At 40.9% G+C, this 16637-nt stretch carries 16 protein-coding genes; 6 read left to right on the top strand and 10 right to left on the bottom strand.

The window, feature by feature from the left end; translation table 11 throughout:
- Positions 1–44: 44 nt before the first annotated feature.
- The 4 genes from AB5Z12_RS15040 to AB5Z12_RS15025 form a co-directional block, all read right to left on the bottom strand.
- Positions 45–1328, bottom strand: coding sequence for a hypothetical protein (locus AB5Z12_RS15040; protein WP_368356836.1), 1284 nt, complete (start codon positions 1326–1328; stop codon positions 45–47).
- 124 nt (positions 1329–1452) lie between these two features.
- The gene (locus AB5Z12_RS15035) at positions 1453–2403 is read right to left on the bottom strand and encodes a 3'-5' exonuclease (RefSeq protein ID WP_195408764.1); all 951 of its coding nucleotides are present in this window, start codon (positions 2401–2403) and stop codon (positions 1453–1455) included.
- Between the two features lie 96 nt (positions 2404–2499).
- On the bottom strand, positions 2500–2583 hold the full coding sequence (locus AB5Z12_RS15030) for a DUF6783 domain-containing protein (protein ID WP_368356867.1): 84 nt from the start codon (positions 2581–2583) through the stop codon (positions 2500–2502).
- Between the two features lie 455 nt (positions 2584–3038).
- Positions 3039–3473, bottom strand: a complete 435-nt coding sequence (locus tag AB5Z12_RS15025) for an Hsp20/alpha crystallin family protein (RefSeq protein WP_173715732.1) — start codon at positions 3471–3473, stop codon at positions 3039–3041.
- 134 nt (positions 3474–3607) lie between these two features.
- Between AB5Z12_RS15025 and AB5Z12_RS15020 the strand changes: the two genes are divergently transcribed.
- On the top strand, positions 3608–3922 hold the full coding sequence (locus tag AB5Z12_RS15020) for a winged helix-turn-helix transcriptional regulator (protein WP_368356837.1): 315 nt from the start codon (positions 3608–3610) through the stop codon (positions 3920–3922).
- Between the two features lie 48 nt (positions 3923–3970).
- Here AB5Z12_RS15020 and AB5Z12_RS15015 read toward each other — a convergent pair whose 3' ends face one another.
- From AB5Z12_RS15015 to AB5Z12_RS15000, 4 genes are all read right to left on the bottom strand, one after another.
- Positions 3971–4699 carry a conjugal transfer protein gene (locus tag AB5Z12_RS15015; protein WP_334292544.1) on the bottom strand — a complete coding sequence of 243 codons (729 nt, stop codon included), beginning with the start codon at positions 4697–4699 and terminating at the stop codon, positions 3971–3973.
- Positions 4700–4792: 93 nt separating this feature from the next.
- Positions 4793–5842, bottom strand: coding sequence for a YhcG family protein (locus AB5Z12_RS15010; protein ID WP_173718620.1), 1050 nt, complete (start codon positions 5840–5842; stop codon positions 4793–4795).
- A 156-nt stretch (positions 5843–5998) separates the two neighbouring features.
- Positions 5999–6358: a TnpV protein gene (locus AB5Z12_RS15005; protein WP_173718655.1), complete on the bottom strand. Its 360-nt coding sequence runs from the start codon at positions 6356–6358 to the stop codon at positions 5999–6001.
- A 239-nt stretch (positions 6359–6597) separates the two neighbouring features.
- Positions 6598–6810, bottom strand: a complete 213-nt coding sequence (locus tag AB5Z12_RS15000) for a hypothetical protein (protein ID WP_173715729.1) — start codon at positions 6808–6810, stop codon at positions 6598–6600.
- Positions 6811–6877: 67 nt separating this feature from the next.
- Here AB5Z12_RS15000 and AB5Z12_RS14995 point away from each other — a divergent pair, with 67 nt between their 5' ends.
- Entirely contained in the window at positions 6878–10906 is a 4029-nt protein-coding gene (locus AB5Z12_RS14995; RefSeq protein ID WP_368356838.1) for a fibronectin type III domain-containing protein, read from the top strand.
- A 173-nt stretch (positions 10907–11079) separates the two neighbouring features.
- Here the strand turns inward: AB5Z12_RS14995 and AB5Z12_RS14990 are convergent, their stop codons facing one another.
- On the bottom strand, positions 11080–12003 hold the full coding sequence (locus AB5Z12_RS14990; protein WP_173715727.1) for a SufD family Fe-S cluster assembly protein: 924 nt from the start codon (positions 12001–12003) through the stop codon (positions 11080–11082).
- Entirely contained in the window at positions 12003–12734 is a 732-nt protein-coding gene (locus AB5Z12_RS14985; RefSeq protein ID WP_173718622.1) for an ABC transporter ATP-binding protein, read from the bottom strand. Before AB5Z12_RS14985 ends, AB5Z12_RS14990 begins: the two co-directional genes overlap by 1 nt.
- A 196-nt stretch (positions 12735–12930) precedes the next feature.
- On the opposite strand from AB5Z12_RS14985, the gene AB5Z12_RS14980 reads away from it, so the two are divergent.
- From AB5Z12_RS14980 to AB5Z12_RS14965, 4 genes are all read left to right on the top strand, one after another.
- The gene (locus AB5Z12_RS14980) at positions 12931–13773 is read left to right on the top strand and encodes a NifB/NifX family molybdenum-iron cluster-binding protein (protein WP_173715725.1); all 843 of its coding nucleotides are present in this window, start codon (positions 12931–12933) and stop codon (positions 13771–13773) included.
- Between the two features lie 475 nt (positions 13774–14248).
- Positions 14249–14467 (top strand): FeoA family protein, encoded by a 219-nt coding sequence (locus AB5Z12_RS14975; RefSeq protein WP_118577646.1) that lies wholly within the window; start codon positions 14249–14251, stop codon positions 14465–14467.
- Positions 14468–14578: 111 nt separating this feature from the next.
- Positions 14579–16522 (top strand): EAL domain-containing protein, encoded by a 1944-nt coding sequence (locus AB5Z12_RS14970; RefSeq protein ID WP_368356839.1) that lies wholly within the window; start codon positions 14579–14581, stop codon positions 16520–16522.
- On the top strand, positions 16510–16608 hold the full coding sequence (locus AB5Z12_RS14965; protein WP_368356868.1) for a DUF6783 domain-containing protein: 99 nt from the start codon (positions 16510–16512) through the stop codon (positions 16606–16608). Before AB5Z12_RS14970 ends, AB5Z12_RS14965 begins: the two co-directional genes overlap by 13 nt.
- The last annotated feature ends 29 nt before the right edge of the window (positions 16609–16637 follow it).

Below are 16637 nucleotides of genomic sequence, written 5' to 3'. Positions count from 1 at the left end.
TTATTTCTTTATTCGAAATGCCCCTATTACTACAGTTTCTTTCCTCAACTCTTATACCAGAATTTCAGACATTTCACCTTAATATTTGAAGGATCTGCTATTAGTTTTCCTATATTCAGCTTCATGGTTTTTGTCTTTCCCGGTTTTATATTAACCTTGAAGGTTTTGGTGCGGGTCATTTCTTCATTAATGGTCATGGTGAATTTCAGCTTAACTTTGGTGATGGTGCTTTTGGATTTATTGGTGAAACGGGTTGTGTAAATGGTTTTGCCGGAATCCGGATAGTATTTATAGCCTTTCACTTTTACCTGAAGCTGTTTCAGTTTTGGCTTGGGGGCAGGCTTTTTGCCGACAATCACGGTTATGGTTCTCCGCTTGCCATTTACCAGGGCACTTACCTTGGCAGTGCCAGGCTTCTTTGCGATCAGGAATCCTCCGGCTGCATCAACGATCTTTTTGTTGCTGGATTTCACTTTCTTGATGGTGATGCTTCCACCGCCGGTTTTGAAAACATAATTGGAAAACATGGTGGTATCCCCCACCTTCAGGGAGATGGAGCTGGAAACAGTTATGACTGTTTTCGCCACTGTGAAGGTCACCTTTTTCGTCTGATTTCCATATTTAAAAGTGAAATCCGCCGAACCTGCTTTTGCAAAATATACGCTTACCTCAAAGCTGTCATTGGATTTTGGAGTAATGCCTGTAACCTGTGCCACAGATGAGTCCGAAATACTTACGGAATATTTTGACGAATCCTTATTTGAATAAAAAACATAAGGATCGTCAACCGTTACCAGAAACATTCCTGTGGTTTTGTCGTAATTGTTTTCCGGCGGATAAATGGCAATATCTGCGTTTTTGCGATTTTCCCGCACATTTACAGTGATGGAAAAATCTACGTTCTGCTCACTTGGAAAACTATCATAATTTACAAATATTTCCATTAATTCCATTTCATCAGATTTGGAGAACGTGGCTGAGCCCTGCAGCACCGTACCTCCGTTTGAATATAAGGGAATGCTGTCGTCATCCAGATACACGCTTGCCCTGCCTGGCGTCAGACTGGAGCTTTGAAAAGTCATAGTCACATCTACCTTGTAATCCATGGAGTCTTCATGAGGGATCTGATAGCCGATATAATAGCGGAATTCGTCTCCATCCCACACATTCATGCTGCCCGTTCCGCTGAGTTTAAAACCATCCGAGGTAACTTCCTTGGTGATAGCCGCCTCCGCCCGCAGCGGGCTAAAGAGAACCATCAGCAGTGTTACAAAGAAAAATGTCAGAATGTATTTCCCAAACCTGTAAAAATAATTTCTTAAACTCATAAAACCCCCTCCTTTTTTATACGCTGTTGTTGTATTACTTATAATCAGCATATGTGATTGGAGGGGATTTTTCTATTAACCAAATGTTAGTTTTTCATTCATTGTCAGAGGTAGTCTCACAGATTTACTGCTCTTCTTTCTTCAGTCTCCGTTTGGCACGATGCGCATCACGTTTCTGGCGGATTTCATCGGCTTCTTCATCGGTTACATTGGTGAGCTTCTTAATTACATAATACTTATTGTCTTCCGTTCGGCGAATCCTGATTTTTCCCAGTACAAAGCCATGCTCCTGACAGAGGGACACACTGTAGTAAACCTTGGAATTATTCATAAACCAACGGATCTTACGCTTGGCAGGATTATGGCACAATGGACATTTCGTGCTGGTTACTTCCCGGTCCTTCATGGCTTTTTCGCGGGAATAGAACTCCCGGGATACATATTTATCATAGGTTGGATAGGATATGTGAATCTCTTCACGCTTGCTCTTGGGATTCTGATACACGTCCAGGGATGAGTTTGGAAAAATGTATTTATCTTCTATTTTCTGAAGAATACATGCAGTATAATAAGCATCTCCCAGAGCGCGGTGAAAATCCATTTTCTTCTCCACGCCCATTTTATCAGCAGCAAATTCCAGGGCACGGCGCTCGTCATTTTCTTCATAACGAATGGCAAATAATTTCTGCACATCATAATAAGTCACCGGACCTTTGATCAGGGAAAGTTTTCCATAATATTTCATGTTCCGCTGCAGTTCCATTACATCCTGATTTCCCCAGGTAAAGAATATATATTCTTCGCCACACCATTCCAGAAATTCCGTGATGGCCTGTGGGAAAAGAGTTCCTTTCTGCAGATCCTTATAATTCATGTGAATCACTTCATGGATGCTGTCATGAATCCAATTGTACACCTGGGGCTTGATCAGACGCTGAAAGCTATCCACAATTTCTTTCTCTTCATTTAGTTTTATGGCGCCGATTTCTATGATTTCAAAAGGCAGACGGCTGTTAGACCACCTTTTTCCCCCTGGACTCTGATTCCATTCCAGGTCAAATACAATATAATTCATGAGTAAATTCCTTCTCTGAAAATGTTTTTGTTACTGTGAACGGAGTAACAGTAACATGTTTTTGCCATCCACGATTACTGCAGCAGCATCTTGTTTTCACGCTCTGAAGCCTGTTTGAAAAAGGCTTTCTGCAAGATATGCATCACAATTTGTGAGAGATTTTTGTTCTGTCTTTCGCAGTCATCAACAATTCCAGACAAGTATAGCAGACAGGTGAAATGATGTAAAGACATAAGAAAAAACCTGCCGGTGGGTAGCCGGCAGGAAATGAGGGGGTATGAAACAAAATCTATGTAAATTAGAAAATCGTCTTAAAATGAAACACAATCTAAAACACAATCTATATAAAAGAAGCTGTTTACCATTATTTCAATATCGCTGAATAATCCATACACTGCAAGCACATCAAATAAAACATGCTCTGCCGCTTTCACTTGTTACTTATGTAAGTCGGCAATATCAGCCGCCGCTTCTGATTTACGGCTAATGCACACTCTGTATTATCTAATTCAATTATCTATTTCAATCATTTATTTCATCGGCACGAAGCAGGTGAACTGCTCCGCGCCAGTTATTATCTGTTATCAGTTTCCTGTGGGAATTCTTATCTGTTAAAACAGCTCTTTCCCCGGAAATCAGCCTTCAATAGAAATAAACTTCTTCTCTTCCGGCACTTTCTTCTTCGCTTCCTTCGGGAAAGTAACAGTCAGAACACCATTGTCATATTTCGCATGGATGTCCTCATGCTCCAGTTCCTTACCTACATAAAAGCTTCTGGAGCACTGTCCGGTGTAACGCTCTCTGTGAACGTATTTGCCGTTATTGTCTTTATCATCTTTATTCTCGGTTCTGGAAGCCTGAATGTTCAGATAGCCATCCTTCAGCTGAATCTTCACATCCTCTTTATGGAATCCTGGAAGATCAATGCTCAGCTCATAATTTCCATCCACATCCTTAATATCTGTCTTCATCAATTCAGCAGCTCTGTAACCTCTGTGATTCTCTCTTTCTACAGGTAATCTCATCCAGTCATCAAATAAATCTTCTCCAAAAATACTAGGCATTAACATAATCCATTCCTCCTTATATTGTGAACACTTGCGTGTTTAATTAACATCGTTGTTGAAACTGGAAGATTTCTTTTTCTCTCTTCCTTTGTTCTGCATGTAATATAGCACGCATTGTTAGCACTGTCAAGATGTGAGTGCTAATTTCACATATTTTTCACATTTTTCACATTTTCCAAAATATTTTAAGTGGAAAGTGGAAAATAACTATTTTGTGGTATATTTCAGAATATGAAATCCAAAGATTCGGGGAACTACGCCGAAGATTAGGCGATATTACACAGTCTACTTTGACGAAACAGCTTAGAGAATTAGAGCAAGATGGGTTTATCTCACGATATGTATATCAAGAAGTCCCACCGAAAGTAGAATATTCTTTAACTGATTTAGGGAAAAATTTTGTACCGATTCTTCAAGATATGAAAAAATGGAGTGATATACATTTAATGTAATATTTAGGCCTGCTGTCCGTAGTTTATACGAAAGCAAGCCTTTTGATTTTATCCTACAATCTTCCAGTTATCGTCCTTATGAAGCACAAGCTCATACTGTGAGATTTGTGTCATTTTCGATTTGTTATCCAGATATTTCACAGACACACTGACCTTGAGGTTATCGCCATCTTTGGTAAAGACAGGATTTACCAGTTTCGAAAATACATAATCGCCGGATACAGGAGCAAGCACGCCGTCTTTGACATAGTAGGCAAGTTCCTTTTCCGTAGCTATCGGATAGAGCTTAAAGAATGTTTCCAAGAAAGCGGTAGCGTCCTTGACTGTATCGGAGCTGACACTGACATCGGCTTCCTGTGCTTTCGGTTCATACTTTGATTTCTGTACCGCCGGAGCAAGGGTAGGATTCTGTGTTATGACCATTGCACCGTCCTCATCCTGCGTTTTCTCTGCACAGAACTCCTTGTGTTCTTCTCCAATCTGATAATACATACCATTGTAAAAAAGAAGATTATTCTGAAAGATTGGCTCCTTGTCATATCTGGCTACACCGGATGGAAAGCATCTGGTGGCTGTTTTCATGTTTCCATACCCATGATCAATCCCATCTCTGCTCAATGTTGCCAGTCCCTGCATATTGTAATTCCAGTCCTCTGGCAGACTTAACATCAGGGATAACAGTCCCTTTGCCTTTAATGACAAATTTTTGTTCTTGAAATGAGGGTTGCACATTACAGTAAAATTCTTGTTTCGTTCTACACGAAAGACTTGTGCCATTCTACCCCACTTCCTTTCCAGACAGAAAAAGACGCAAGCCATATTTCTATGACTCACGCCTTTCTCTGTATTTCATTATTAAATTCAAAATTTTTATTCTTCTTTCCTCTGTTCTAACAATTCTCTCGCATTTGCAATAGCAAGGGATAGCTTCTGTTCCAGAAGTTCTTTTGGGGGCATTTGGGTCATATACTGTCCCACATGGATATTTCCATGATCCAATTGCATTAATTCTATGGTTTCCTGTGATTTTTCTGCACATAATATAAGTGCAACCGGACTTTCTTCACCTTCCACTCTTTCATTCTTTTCCAGCCATCGCAAATACAGTTCGACTTGTCCTTTATCCTGCGGTTCAAATTCTCCAAGCTTTAGTTCAACAAGAACCAACCTTCTCAAGCCTCTATGATAGAATAATAAATCCATATAGTAGTCCTTGCCATCCAGTACAAAATGTTTCTGTCTTGCTAAAAATGCAAAATCCGATCCCATTTCCAGAATAAATTTTTCTAATTCTGCAAGAATAGCATTTTCTAAATCTTTTTCACTATAAGTATCACGTAAACCGAGAAAATCAAGCATATATGGATCTCTGTAAAAAAGATCCAGACTCATTTTTCCATCATCTCGTAATTCTGCAATTTCATTTTTAATCGTTTCTTCTGGTTTCTTCGATATTGCAGTTCGTTCATAAAGCATGGATTTTTTTCTTTCACGCAGTGTTCGCACTGACCAGTTTTCCTGCATACACATTGCGGCATAAAAATCTCTTTTTAACTCATCTTGTATTGGCAGAATCTCTACAAAATGCGACCAGGTCAATTGTTGCGACAGTGTCGCAACTTTTTCGAAGTCAGGAAATTCCTGATAAAACTTAATCATTCTTGAAATTGATGTTTTATCAAATCCCGAACCATACTCCTGTTCCAGCCTTTTACTGACTTCTGTAACAACTTTTTTTCCATACTCAGGCTTATTATTTCCAGTTAACTCCACACTAAGTCTTTTTCCAATTCCCCAATTAAGAGAAATAATGGCATCATTCACAACTTTTTTTACATTAGTTTTCTTTTCCCTGATCAACGCATTTATTTCATCATAAATGTTGTCAATATTATCTGCTATTAATATCTCTTTTTTCATTATCAATTCCCTTCTATAACTTGAAATGCCAAATCGGCATTTCAAAACTACACCAATTGCTTACTGTTATATTACCCTATTTTTCTCATTATGCCTACTGCTATTTCATGTTCTCACATAATAATGAGGTCGCAATCCACGACCTCATCCCCCCATTTAAATATAAATCAATTCCTTGAGAATAATCTCTTCTGCAATCGCTCTGTGCTGGTTGGCAGCTCTCACCCATGCCATCTGATCTGCTTCTTTGTCCGGCAATGGTTCTTTTTCTTCTAACTGCTTCAGAATTACCTCTTCCCGTTCTCTGGCTGCCTTATCCACTTCCAGAAGATGTTCTCCAATGGTGTCCTGCAGAAGCATGACCTGATACAGAGAATTTTTATGGTTCTTCAGATAATCTCTGCGTAAGAACCCATACTTGCCAATCCGCTCCATCTGTTCACCGGATTTATAGGTAAGGTTCGGAATCAGATGCCCATTTACATTCGTGTACGTTACAAATAGGACATTCGCAATCCGCTTTCGCTACTTGCTCATGAACGCAGTTGCTTCGCTACCTGCGTTCATTTTATTAGCACTCTCCATTTCTCATCATTTTTTGACCACAAATTTACGACATTTACGACAAATCTGACACTGCTTTACAATACCAGACAAAATGACTGATGCCCCGGAAAGCCTGTAAAATAGCCACTTTCGGGATACACAAGCCAGGACAAAAATCGACTTCCATTGTCAAGAGGTGAGTGCTAATTTCACATTTTTTCACATTTTCTTAAATGAAAAACTAAATTTGTGCCCCTTTTCACATTTTCCCTTGTGGAGCTCCAGAAATTCTGGTACAGACGGACTGCCTCGCCATTTTCCTCTACTGCATCTGCATTTCCAGTGATTGCATTGTAGATCCTGGTAAATGCCAGACTTATATTTTTCAGCACGGAATAAATGGATTTCCGTAATATTTTCATATAGAAATCGCTATGTCTTTATAGTAAAATTATTCCAGAAATAGGTCACACTTTAAGGAGGAAATGTATGAAAAACAAAAAAGCAAAGCTTTTGTCTATCCTGCTTTCTCTGTCCATGTTGGGAACCGCTCCTGTTTATGGCGAGGATTTCTCAGATTTCTCCGACAATTTAGTCGCATCAGATGAAGCAGACCCAGAAGTATCCGTTTCTTCAGACGATACTTCACAAGACAGCTTCCAGATAGAAGATCCGGATTCTGCCAACGAAGACAGCAGCTTCTTTTCCAATGAAGAGGCGGAAACCACAAGTGATTTTGCATCTGATGAATCCGATATCAATGAGCAGGGATTTTCAGATGGGGAGGTGTCGGAGGAAGAAATTGCGGATACAGAGATAGCGGACGAGACTTCCATTATTGACTATGCGAATGCAGCCCCCAGAGCTTCTATTGTAGAAGCAGATATTGAAATTGATCCATCTATTACTGCAACATGCAACTCCTACTCAGGACGTAACCTGGAATATCAGAACTATACGGTCTGGTCTTCCACTGTCAGCTCTTATTTAACTACAAGCCCGGATGGCGGTTTGATGCGAGTTCAAGCCGGAGCTCTGGACGGAACTCTTTTAGTTGAATATTATGATTCATCCTATAATTATCAGCGTACAGTGACTGTGCCACTGTCACTACCAGTTTTTGGAGCATTCTATGAAAGCGCTGATAATTACTATGTTCTGTCCGGACAAAATAATACGGACCACGATGATTCTGTAGAGGTTTATCATGTAACAAAATATACGAAGGACTGGAAAGCACTTGGATCCTGTGGTCTTTTTGGTGCCAACACAGCTTATCCCTTTGATGCCGGTTCCGCGCGGATGGTTATAAACGGAAATTACCTTTTTGTAAGAACCTGCCACAAAATGTACAATGGACACCAGGCAAATGTTACATTTTCAGTAGATACGTCAAGCATGAATATTGTTGACAAATTCACTGGTGTATGGAATACCTCCAATGGTTATGTAAGCCATTCTTTCAATCAGTTTATACAGGTAGACAATGGAACTCTCCTTGGCGTGGATCATGGAGAAGGTTACCCAACTGCATTGGTTCTTTCCAAATATGTATCTGATATCAGCAGCGGTAACTTCCAGTCCGGAATTGCCACTCCATGTAAAAGCCTTACTTTTATGTCTCTGGTAAACGACACCAGTATTCACTACAATTACACAGGAGCTTCCCTGGGTGCTTTCGAATACTCCGATTCTGCCTACTTAATTGCAGGCACCAAAGACACGGACAGTACCGCCACCACCAGAGATGTTTTCATTACTTCTATGGATAAATCCAGCGGGGAAACCTTCACGCACTTTTATTCCAATTACGCGGGCACCGATGACAGCGCGCTTACACCACACCTAGTCAAAACCGGAAACAACAGTTTCATCCTGCTGTGGTCAAACCAGGGTTATGTTTATTACACAGCTGTAGATGGAACTGGCCAGCAGGTTGGTACAACCCACAAAATGGCTGGAAACCTTTCTGATTGTGCTCCAATTGTCAGCAACGGCAAAGCAATCTGGTACACCTGGAAAAATCAGTTTAATACCTTCTACGAAATCAGCCTAAATGATCTTTCCAGCAACCATGCAGCCAGAATTGAAAATGGACATAAATATAATTACGCTGACAAAGCTGAAAATGCACTGCTCACTGGAACATGCCGCGTCTGTGGTTATCAGAAGCAGTTCTCTGTCCCAGTTGAATTAGACGTTCAGAAAAAGGACGCCTCCAATACTTTCTATCAGGAAATGAAAGAAATCTATCAGATGGAGCCTGGCGGAACTGCTGATATTCTCTGGTATTCCTATTTTGCCAGCGCAAATAAGGACTATGACCAAATCACCAACTGGAAGATTAGCAGTTCAGATGAAAGCATTGTCTCAGTAGAACAAACCGGCAAGAATACGTGTACCATTACAGCATTAAAACCAGGATTTGCCACCTTTACCATCCAGGAGAAGACCAATCCATCCGCTGTATTTACTGCCAAGGTTTATGTAAATATGATCAGTGATGATACAGCCAGCTGGTACCTTCCTTCCAGTTATTTTGTATTCGACGGAACGGAACATAAACCATCTGTTCATTTGAAAGTAAACAATAAACTGCTTACAGAAGGTACTGATTACGAGATCACCTATGATGGCGATCTTATCAATGCCGGCACTGTAAAACTCACGGTTACCGGAATTGGTGCTTATACAGGTTCTGTGGAAACCACTTATAACATCCAGAAGCTCAGTATGTCCAATGCCAGCTTCTCCGTTGCCCCTGCATACTACACTGGTTCCGAGGTAACTCCTGAAGTGACAGTTACCCACAGCGGTAAAACCCTGGTAAAAGACAGGGATTTCATAGTAACATACCACAACAACATTGAACCAAGCAGCTATTACAATTCTCCCTGGGTTGGAATTGACGGAATTGGAAATTACCAGGGATATGTAACCAAATCCTTTACCATAAACAGAGCTGACATCAGCAGCTGCACTGTTACACTTTCCGATGAAAGCCTTACCTACACAGGCTCCTCTTTACGCCCAACCGTCACGGTAAAAAACGGGGACAAGGAATTAACTCTGAACCAGGATTATTACGTTTCCTACCGAAACAACTGGAATGCAGGTACTGCTTCTGTTATCGTAAACGGCAGTGGAAATTACACTGGTTCTGTTACAAAAGATTTCCAGATTATTCCCGCTGATATCAGTAATTATGAAGTTACATTATACAATGATTCCTTTGATTACGATGGAACTGCCAAAGAACAACGGTATGTCCGTCTTTATTCAGGAACCCGCTGGCTTAGCGAAGATACCGATTTCACAGTAACTTATGCAAACAACGTGAATGCAGGTACTGCTTCTGCAATCCTCACTGGAACCGGAAATTATACTGGTTCCGTTACGAAAGACTTTACCATTAAACCATTGGATATCAGCCGCTATTCCGCTTCTCTTTCCCAGTATTCCTACACCAGTGACGGAACAGAGAAATGCCCGGATGTTACCGTTACATACGGAGACAAGACGCTTGCGGCAGGCACTGATTTCACAGTTTCTTATAAAGATAATGTGAAGGAAGGTACTGCTACTGTAACTATTACAGGAGCCGGAAATTACACCGGCATTATTAACACAACCTTTACGATCACAGCTGCTCCTGGCAAAGATGACTCGGACTCAGGAAAAGATAATCCTAGTAAAGATGATTCCGGTAAAGATGATTCCGGTAAAGATAATTCCGTCAAAGATGATTCTGGTAAAGATAACTCTGGTAAAGATGATTCTGGCAAAGATAACTCCAGTAAAAATGATTCCGATAAAGGCAACCAGAACAGCAGCACACCAGGAAACAACAACAACAATAATAACAACGGAAATACATCCGGTAATAATGACCAGAACAATAACGGTCAAAACAATAACAACACCAATAATAACAGCAATAATCAGAACAACAGCTCCAACAATGAAGCGAACAATGACACTGCAATCACCCCGGTTCCGGCTGTAATCAATGCCTCTGACATAACGCTTACAAAAAGCAAAAAGAAAGCAAACATTATCACCAGCATTGAATCAGATGGAAAAGTTTCCCTGAAATCTTCCAACACAAAAGTAGTAAAGATTTCCGGAACAAAAGTAATTCCAGTTAACCCAGGTAAAGCCAATGTTACCATTACCGTGGCAGCCGGAACCCGGTACGCTGCTGCATCGAAAACAGTTACCATAACTGTAATTCCTGCAAAAACAAGCCTGCGTTCTGTAAAATCAAAAACAGCAAAACAAGCCACTGTTACCTGGAAAAAGGCCAAATCCATCAGCGGCTATCAGATCAGCTACAGTCAGAACAGCAGCATGAAAAAGGCGAAAACCCTTACCGTAAAAGGTTCTGCTACACGCGCAACCTTAAAGAAACTGGTTTCAAAGAAAAAATATTATGTACGGATCCGCACCTACAAAGTTATAAGCGGCAAAAAATATTATTCCAAATGGAGTTCCAAAAAATCCGTAAAAATCAAATAATGTCAAATGCCAGGTCAGCGTCTTTGAACGACGCTGCCTGGCATTTTTCATAAATCTTCGAACCGGTCTGAAGATTCTATATTCTCTGTGTAACTATTCAGCACCTTCACAGTTACACCCTCCGCGAAATAGTACATACCTACTGAATGGTTATTTTTCTGTTTAAGTTTTTCTCAACTCAGGAAATTCTCAATGATCACATTTTCCGCCTCAGCTTCCGTCATTCCAAGAGTTCTTAGCTTCAGAAGCTGCTCATCGTTAATTCTTCCAATAGCGGCCTCATGAACAATTGCAGCATCCACATGCTTCGCCTGGATTTCCGGGATAGAACCCACCTCTGCGTGATCCATAATAATGGAATCACACTGGATATGTGCGTGACATTTGTTCTTTCCAACAGCCTTCGGATGGAAAACCTGGGAAGAATTTCCCTTTCCAACAGAACGGGAAATAATCTGTGCAGAAGATCCCGCTCCGTTCATACAGACTTCAATATCAGACTCCGCTTTCTGCTCCCCGTCTGTCATCAGACGTTCCAGAACAAACAACTTGGAATCTGCATCCATTGACACATTTGTGGTACGGACTGTGGAATCAACACCTTTGATCTGAACGGTATCCAGCGTAAATACGGAGTTCTCTCCAAGCTCAATATTGGTTACCGGATTCAGCACTCTGCTTCCGGTTCCATTCCCCTCTCCGTAGTGTTTTTCCTCATAATGTACATTGGCATTTTTACCCACATGGAAGGTATGAATACCATCGTGACGACTGTCATTACAGCCACTATTGTGGATTCCGCAGCCTGCAACAATGTCAACATCTGCACCGTCTGCCACATAAAAATCATTGTAAACCAGATCGGTCATTCCAGATACACTTACCACTACCGGGATGAAAACCTTCTCTCCCTTTGTCTCCCCGTCAATGAAAATATCGATTCCCGGCTTGTCCTCTTTTTTCTTTATTTTGATATGTTCGCTGTCACCGTGACAGATGGAAATACCATTCTGACGGAGATTAAAAGCACCTTTCTGTGCAAAGCCTTCGCTGATCTTATCAAGCACACCCTGGGTTGTTTCTTCTACTTTAACCATCAACATTTTCCTCCTTCATTCAGACATTTCTGACATTTTTCCTGCTGAAATAAGGTTGGGAAAACGTCTTCTTTCGTACCATATTTCTTTACTTCACCGTCTTCAATTACCATGATCTTATCTGCCATATTGATGATTTTTTCCTGATGGGAAATCAGGATCAGGCACTCCTTTTTCTCACGATGAATCTCCTCAAAGCGCTTGATCAGCATGGAAAAGCTCCACAGGTCGATTCCTGCTTCAGGTTCATCAAAAATGCTTACTTTATGAGACTTCGCCAAAACTGTGGCAATCTCAATTCGCTTCATTTCACCGCCGGAAAGGGTTCCATCCAGCTGACGGTTCAGGTAATCTTCGGAACAAAGTCCTACAGCTGAGAGAAGGTCACAGCTCTCTTTTTCCGTTAAATTCTTTCCTGCTGCAAGAGATAACATTCTTGCCACGGTCATACCTTTAAAGCGGGGTGGCTGCTGAAATGCATAGCCAATTCCCGCATTTGCACGATGATCAATATCGTATCCTGTAATGTTCTCATCATCTAGATAAATTTCTCCGCTGTTTGCTTTCTCAATGCCAGCCAGTACCTTGGCCAGGGTGGATTTTCCACCTCCATTAGGTCCGGTGATTACCAGCATTTCCCCATCCTGAACATCAAAACTGATGTGATTTACCAGACAGCGCTTTTTCCCTTCTTCATTCACTTCAAAAGTCAGGTTCTTTACTTTCAGCATATTCGTACCTCTTCTGTTAATTTTACATTACTGCTCCAATTGTGCCCGAAATTCCAGAAAAAAATTGCTTTTGAGCAATAACGATTTTATCTCTTCTTGGACTGTACTCCAAATAAAAAAAATTGTCAACTAGTATTGAATTTTCTCTTCTTCTGGTTTATAATCGACATATGTCGAAAACAAGGAGGTGACGTATATGCCAAGACCGCCCAGATGCCGCAGAATCTGCCAGGCACCCCAATATGAATCTTTTTCTCCGGAAGAATGTCCCAGAGAGTCGGAAGCTGTCACTCTGACTCTGGATGAATATGAAGTCATCCGTCTGGTAGATCTGGAGAAGAAAACTCACGAGCAATGTGCTGCCCAGATGGATATTTCCCGGACAACTGTCACAGAAATTTATGAAACTGCCCGGGGAAAAATTGCCCGATGTATCGTCCTTGGACAGCGCCTTGTCATAGCCGGGGGAAATTACCGGCTCTGCGAAGGACGGGAGCATACGCGCTGCGGGAAATGCTGTTGCCGAAAGGGATCTAAACAGACTCCGCTTACCAGCTTAGACCTTTCACAGGAACTGCCAGCCGCTGACCGATTTAATAGTTCACTTCCCAAATCAAATTTACAAAATGAAGGAGATATCATTATGAAGATTGCAGTTACTTATGAAAATGGAGAAATTTTTCAGCACTTTGGACACACAGAAGCATTCAAGATCTATGACATTGCAGATGGCAAGGTTGTAAGTGCCGAAGTAGTCGATACCAATGGAAGCGGTCACGGCGCACTGGCTGGATTCCTGGTTGCACATGGCGTAGATACCCTGATCTGCGGCGGTATTGGCGGCGGTGCCCAGAATGCACTTGCCCAGGCTGGAATCCGTCTTTTCGGCGGAGTCTCAGGAAATGCAGACGAAGCTGTAAACGCACTGCTTGCAGGAAATCTTGGCTATGATCCTGATGTGCATTGTGATCATCACGACCATCATGGAGAGGGACACAGCTGCGGCGATCATGGCTGTGGAAGCCATTCCTGCCATTAATCGCAGACACAGATTTAACCTAAGCGGTTAATCGGCTGTATTTATAAAAAAAGACTGATATAACATACCGGACTCCAACAACAACCTCCTGAAGTACAGTATTGTTTATATCAGTCTTTTTTGTGAGCTTGGTTCACCAAGCGGATATGTCGCCTACCGGTGACATTGCCATATATGGAAATCAGCTGTTCCGCGCCTGTGGTGCTCCCTCAGCCTGCATCTTCTCCCTCGTCTTCTTCTGTGAGACTACCAATCCCGCAAAGATCAGAACAGAACCAATGATTGATGACTCACGTAAAATAAACGTCTGATTTTCCTTACTTCTGAAAATACTTATTTCCAGTATTACTCACTCCTTTTTCTGTAGATATCAACTGAAAAAATTTCTCAAAAATGTATTTTCTATACCATCTGTATGAAATGCGTGTTATACTATGTTAGTCTTTGCTAACGTTATTTAAAGGAGGTCGTCACAATGCCTTTAAGTTTAACTGAGTTTAACCATTTTTATATCATTAATAAGGTGTGCGGACTGGAAAAACAGCGGCATTATCTGGAATCCCTAGGCTTTGTCCCAGGAACGCAGGTTACGATTTTATCAGAATTACACGGGTATTATGTGGTTATGGTAAAGGGCAGCAAAATCGGCCTGGATAAGGAGCTTGCCAAGAAAATTATTGTATACGCAGGCTAATTAAAAAACAGAGAGTAACTGTTCAGTATCTTCACAGTTACGCCCTCCGCAAAATGCTGTCTTCCAAATAGTTACAAGTGAAATATCAGGCACTATATACTGGAGAAATGTATGGAAAAAAACAAAACAATTATGAAACTCTGCTACCTGCAGACAGCATTTTATATTGTATTTTTGACTGCATTAATTACCCGTCACAGACGCGGAATAAGTCAGAAAACCTTTGCATTTCTGATTATTTTATCCCTTGTGGGATGTGCAGTTTCCCTTACTTTAGGAGATTATCTCAGAAATATGATCCGAAGTTCCGGCTTTGACGTAGCAGGTGTCCACGATAAAAAATCATTAGAAAAGAAGCTGCAGCAGCTTCAGAATGCAGACGATACCTTGAATGTGGGTGTCATGATGTTCGATCTGAACAATCTGAAAAAAATCAACGATACATATGGTCACGAACAGGGGGATGTGTTTATTCAGACCTTTGCTTCTTACCTGACACGGATACTCACTGAGGATAGTTTTCTCGCCAGATTCGGAGGCGATGAGTTCGTGATCGTGCAAAATCACGCCACCTGGTCTCAGCTGGAGCAGATGAATATTCAGCTCCAATCCATGCTGGATGTGTATAATCAAACAGCTGACCATCCTATCAGCTATGCAGTCGGATACGATATCAGCTGCAAAAATCACTACTACCTGATCATGGATCTTCTACAGATTGCCGATCAGAAAATGTATCAGGACAAGCGTTATAAAAAGGAACAAATGGCAAAAAAGCCACAGGAGTTTTGCCGGAATCCACTGACAGAAAGTATCTCTACAGAGTCTTTGAAAGAGAAACTTTTTACTATTTTAAATAATAGCAACGATGAAAAAAAGTATGCTTTTCTAATGACAGATGTAAGCAATTTTCACCTTATTAATGACTATTGGGGGTATGAAACCGGGACTAATATTCTGAATTTTATTCTGAAAAAGATGGAACTTTTTCCACAAACCTTGTTTGTAAACAGGTATCATTCAGATATCTTTGTAGCTGTTATTGACATTACCGGAGAGGAGCATACAGCTGTTAAAAACCGAATTATTGAGTCTAACAAGCAGACTACAAAAGAAGTTCTGGCTGCTTATCCTGTAAATTATCTTTCCCTGAACACTGGTATTTATTATCTGGAAAACATGGAAATTCCAGGCGAAGAAATTATTTCGCACTCCAATATCGTCCGCATAAAGGCGAAGGATAAGCTTTGCGGTGTGTGCGAATATACAAGAGAAATTGCTCTTGCTGAACAGAAACGTGCAGACACTATTCACTCCTTTAAGGAAGCACTTGGGAAGAAAGAATTTCAAATTTATTTCCAACCAAAAATCAGCGGAAGGGAGCAGAAAATTGCCAGTGCAGAAGTACTTGTCCGTTGGCAGAGAGCAAATGGAGACCTATGGTTTCCAGACAGTTTTCTTCCTATTTTGGAAGAAACCGGGGAGATTGAAGCTCTGGATTATTATGTTTATGAAACAGCATTTCAATGGCTGGCAGACAGACGGGAAAAAGGGCTTAAGCTGTTGTCTCTGTCCCTGAATGTATCTCCGGTTCATTTTCGGAAAATCCACACATTCACAGAAAAGGTTTCGCATTTAATCCAGAAATATGAAATTCCCTCTCAATATTTAATTTTTGAGATTACGGAAACTACTTATATTCATAATATTGAAGCGGTTAATCACATGATCCGCTTCTTCCATGAAAAAAACATTCGAATCTCTATGGATGATTTCGGCTCTGGATATTCTTCCTTAAATACATTAAAGGATATCCTGTTTGACGAGGTAAAAATCGACAAGAAATTCCTGTCAGATAAGCTCACAGAGAATGGAAAAATCGTGCTGCAGGAGATTTTCCATCTGCTGAAAAGGACTAATAAGTTTATTGTATGTGAAGGGGTAGAAACCAAAGAAATGGTAGACTTCCTGGTAGTTGAGGGATGCGATGAACTGCAGGGATATTATTATTATAAGCCCATGGAAATGGCAAAATTTGAGCAATTAATCGGGTAAAATATCCACAAAAGTGGAGCGTGCAGCTTGCGGGAATGATTTTTTTACACGCTCCAACCCGGACGACAGCCATAGATGATCCATGAATTTGTTCATGCAAACATGGCTCATTCAT

Origin of the sequence: Ruminococcus sp. RTP21358st1_G6_RTP21358_211008 (assembly GCF_040908885.1) — a bacterium.
Lineage (GTDB): Bacteria > Bacillota > Clostridia > Lachnospirales > Lachnospiraceae > Blautia_A > Blautia_A faecis.
Note: the sequence above shows the minus strand (reverse complement) of the source record. Positions and strands in the feature narration are given on the sequence as shown.

Bases quoted from the DNA above. Each gene is read 5' to 3' on its own strand.
- AB5Z12_RS14970 (WP_368356839.1), top strand. From the start codon at position 14,579: ATGGAAAAAAACAAAACAATTATGAAACTCTGCTACCTGCAGACAGCA.
- AB5Z12_RS15010 (WP_173718620.1), bottom strand. From the start codon at position 5,842: ATGAAAAAAGAGATATTAATAGCAGATAATATTGACAACATTTATGAT.
- AB5Z12_RS14995 (WP_368356838.1), top strand. From the start codon at position 6,878: ATGAAAAACAAAAAAGCAAAGCTTTTGTCTATCCTGCTTTCTCTGTCC.
- AB5Z12_RS14990 (WP_173715727.1), bottom strand. From the start codon at position 12,003: ATGGTTAAAGTAGAAGAAACAACCCAGGGTGTGCTTGATAAGATCAGC.
- AB5Z12_RS14975 (WP_118577646.1), top strand. From the start codon at position 14,249: ATGCCTTTAAGTTTAACTGAGTTTAACCATTTTTATATCATTAATAAG.
- AB5Z12_RS15035 (WP_195408764.1), bottom strand. From the start codon at position 2,403: ATGAATTATATTGTATTTGACCTGGAATGGAATCAGAGTCCAGGGGGA.
- AB5Z12_RS15015 (WP_334292544.1), bottom strand. From the start codon at position 4,699: ATGGCACAAGTCTTTCGTGTAGAACGAAACAAGAATTTTACTGTAATG.
- AB5Z12_RS15000 (WP_173715729.1), bottom strand. From the start codon at position 6,810: ATGAAAATATTACGGAAATCCATTTATTCCGTGCTGAAAAATATAAGT.
- AB5Z12_RS15025 (WP_173715732.1), bottom strand. From the start codon at position 3,473: ATGTTAATGCCTAGTATTTTTGGAGAAGATTTATTTGATGACTGGATG.
- AB5Z12_RS15040 (WP_368356836.1), bottom strand. From the start codon at position 1,328: ATGAGTTTAAGAAATTATTTTTACAGGTTTGGGAAATACATTCTGACA.
- AB5Z12_RS14980 (WP_173715725.1), top strand. From the start codon at position 12,931: ATGCCAAGACCGCCCAGATGCCGCAGAATCTGCCAGGCACCCCAATAT.
- AB5Z12_RS14985 (WP_173718622.1), bottom strand. From the start codon at position 12,734: ATGCTGAAAGTAAAGAACCTGACTTTTGAAGTGAATGAAGAAGGGAAA.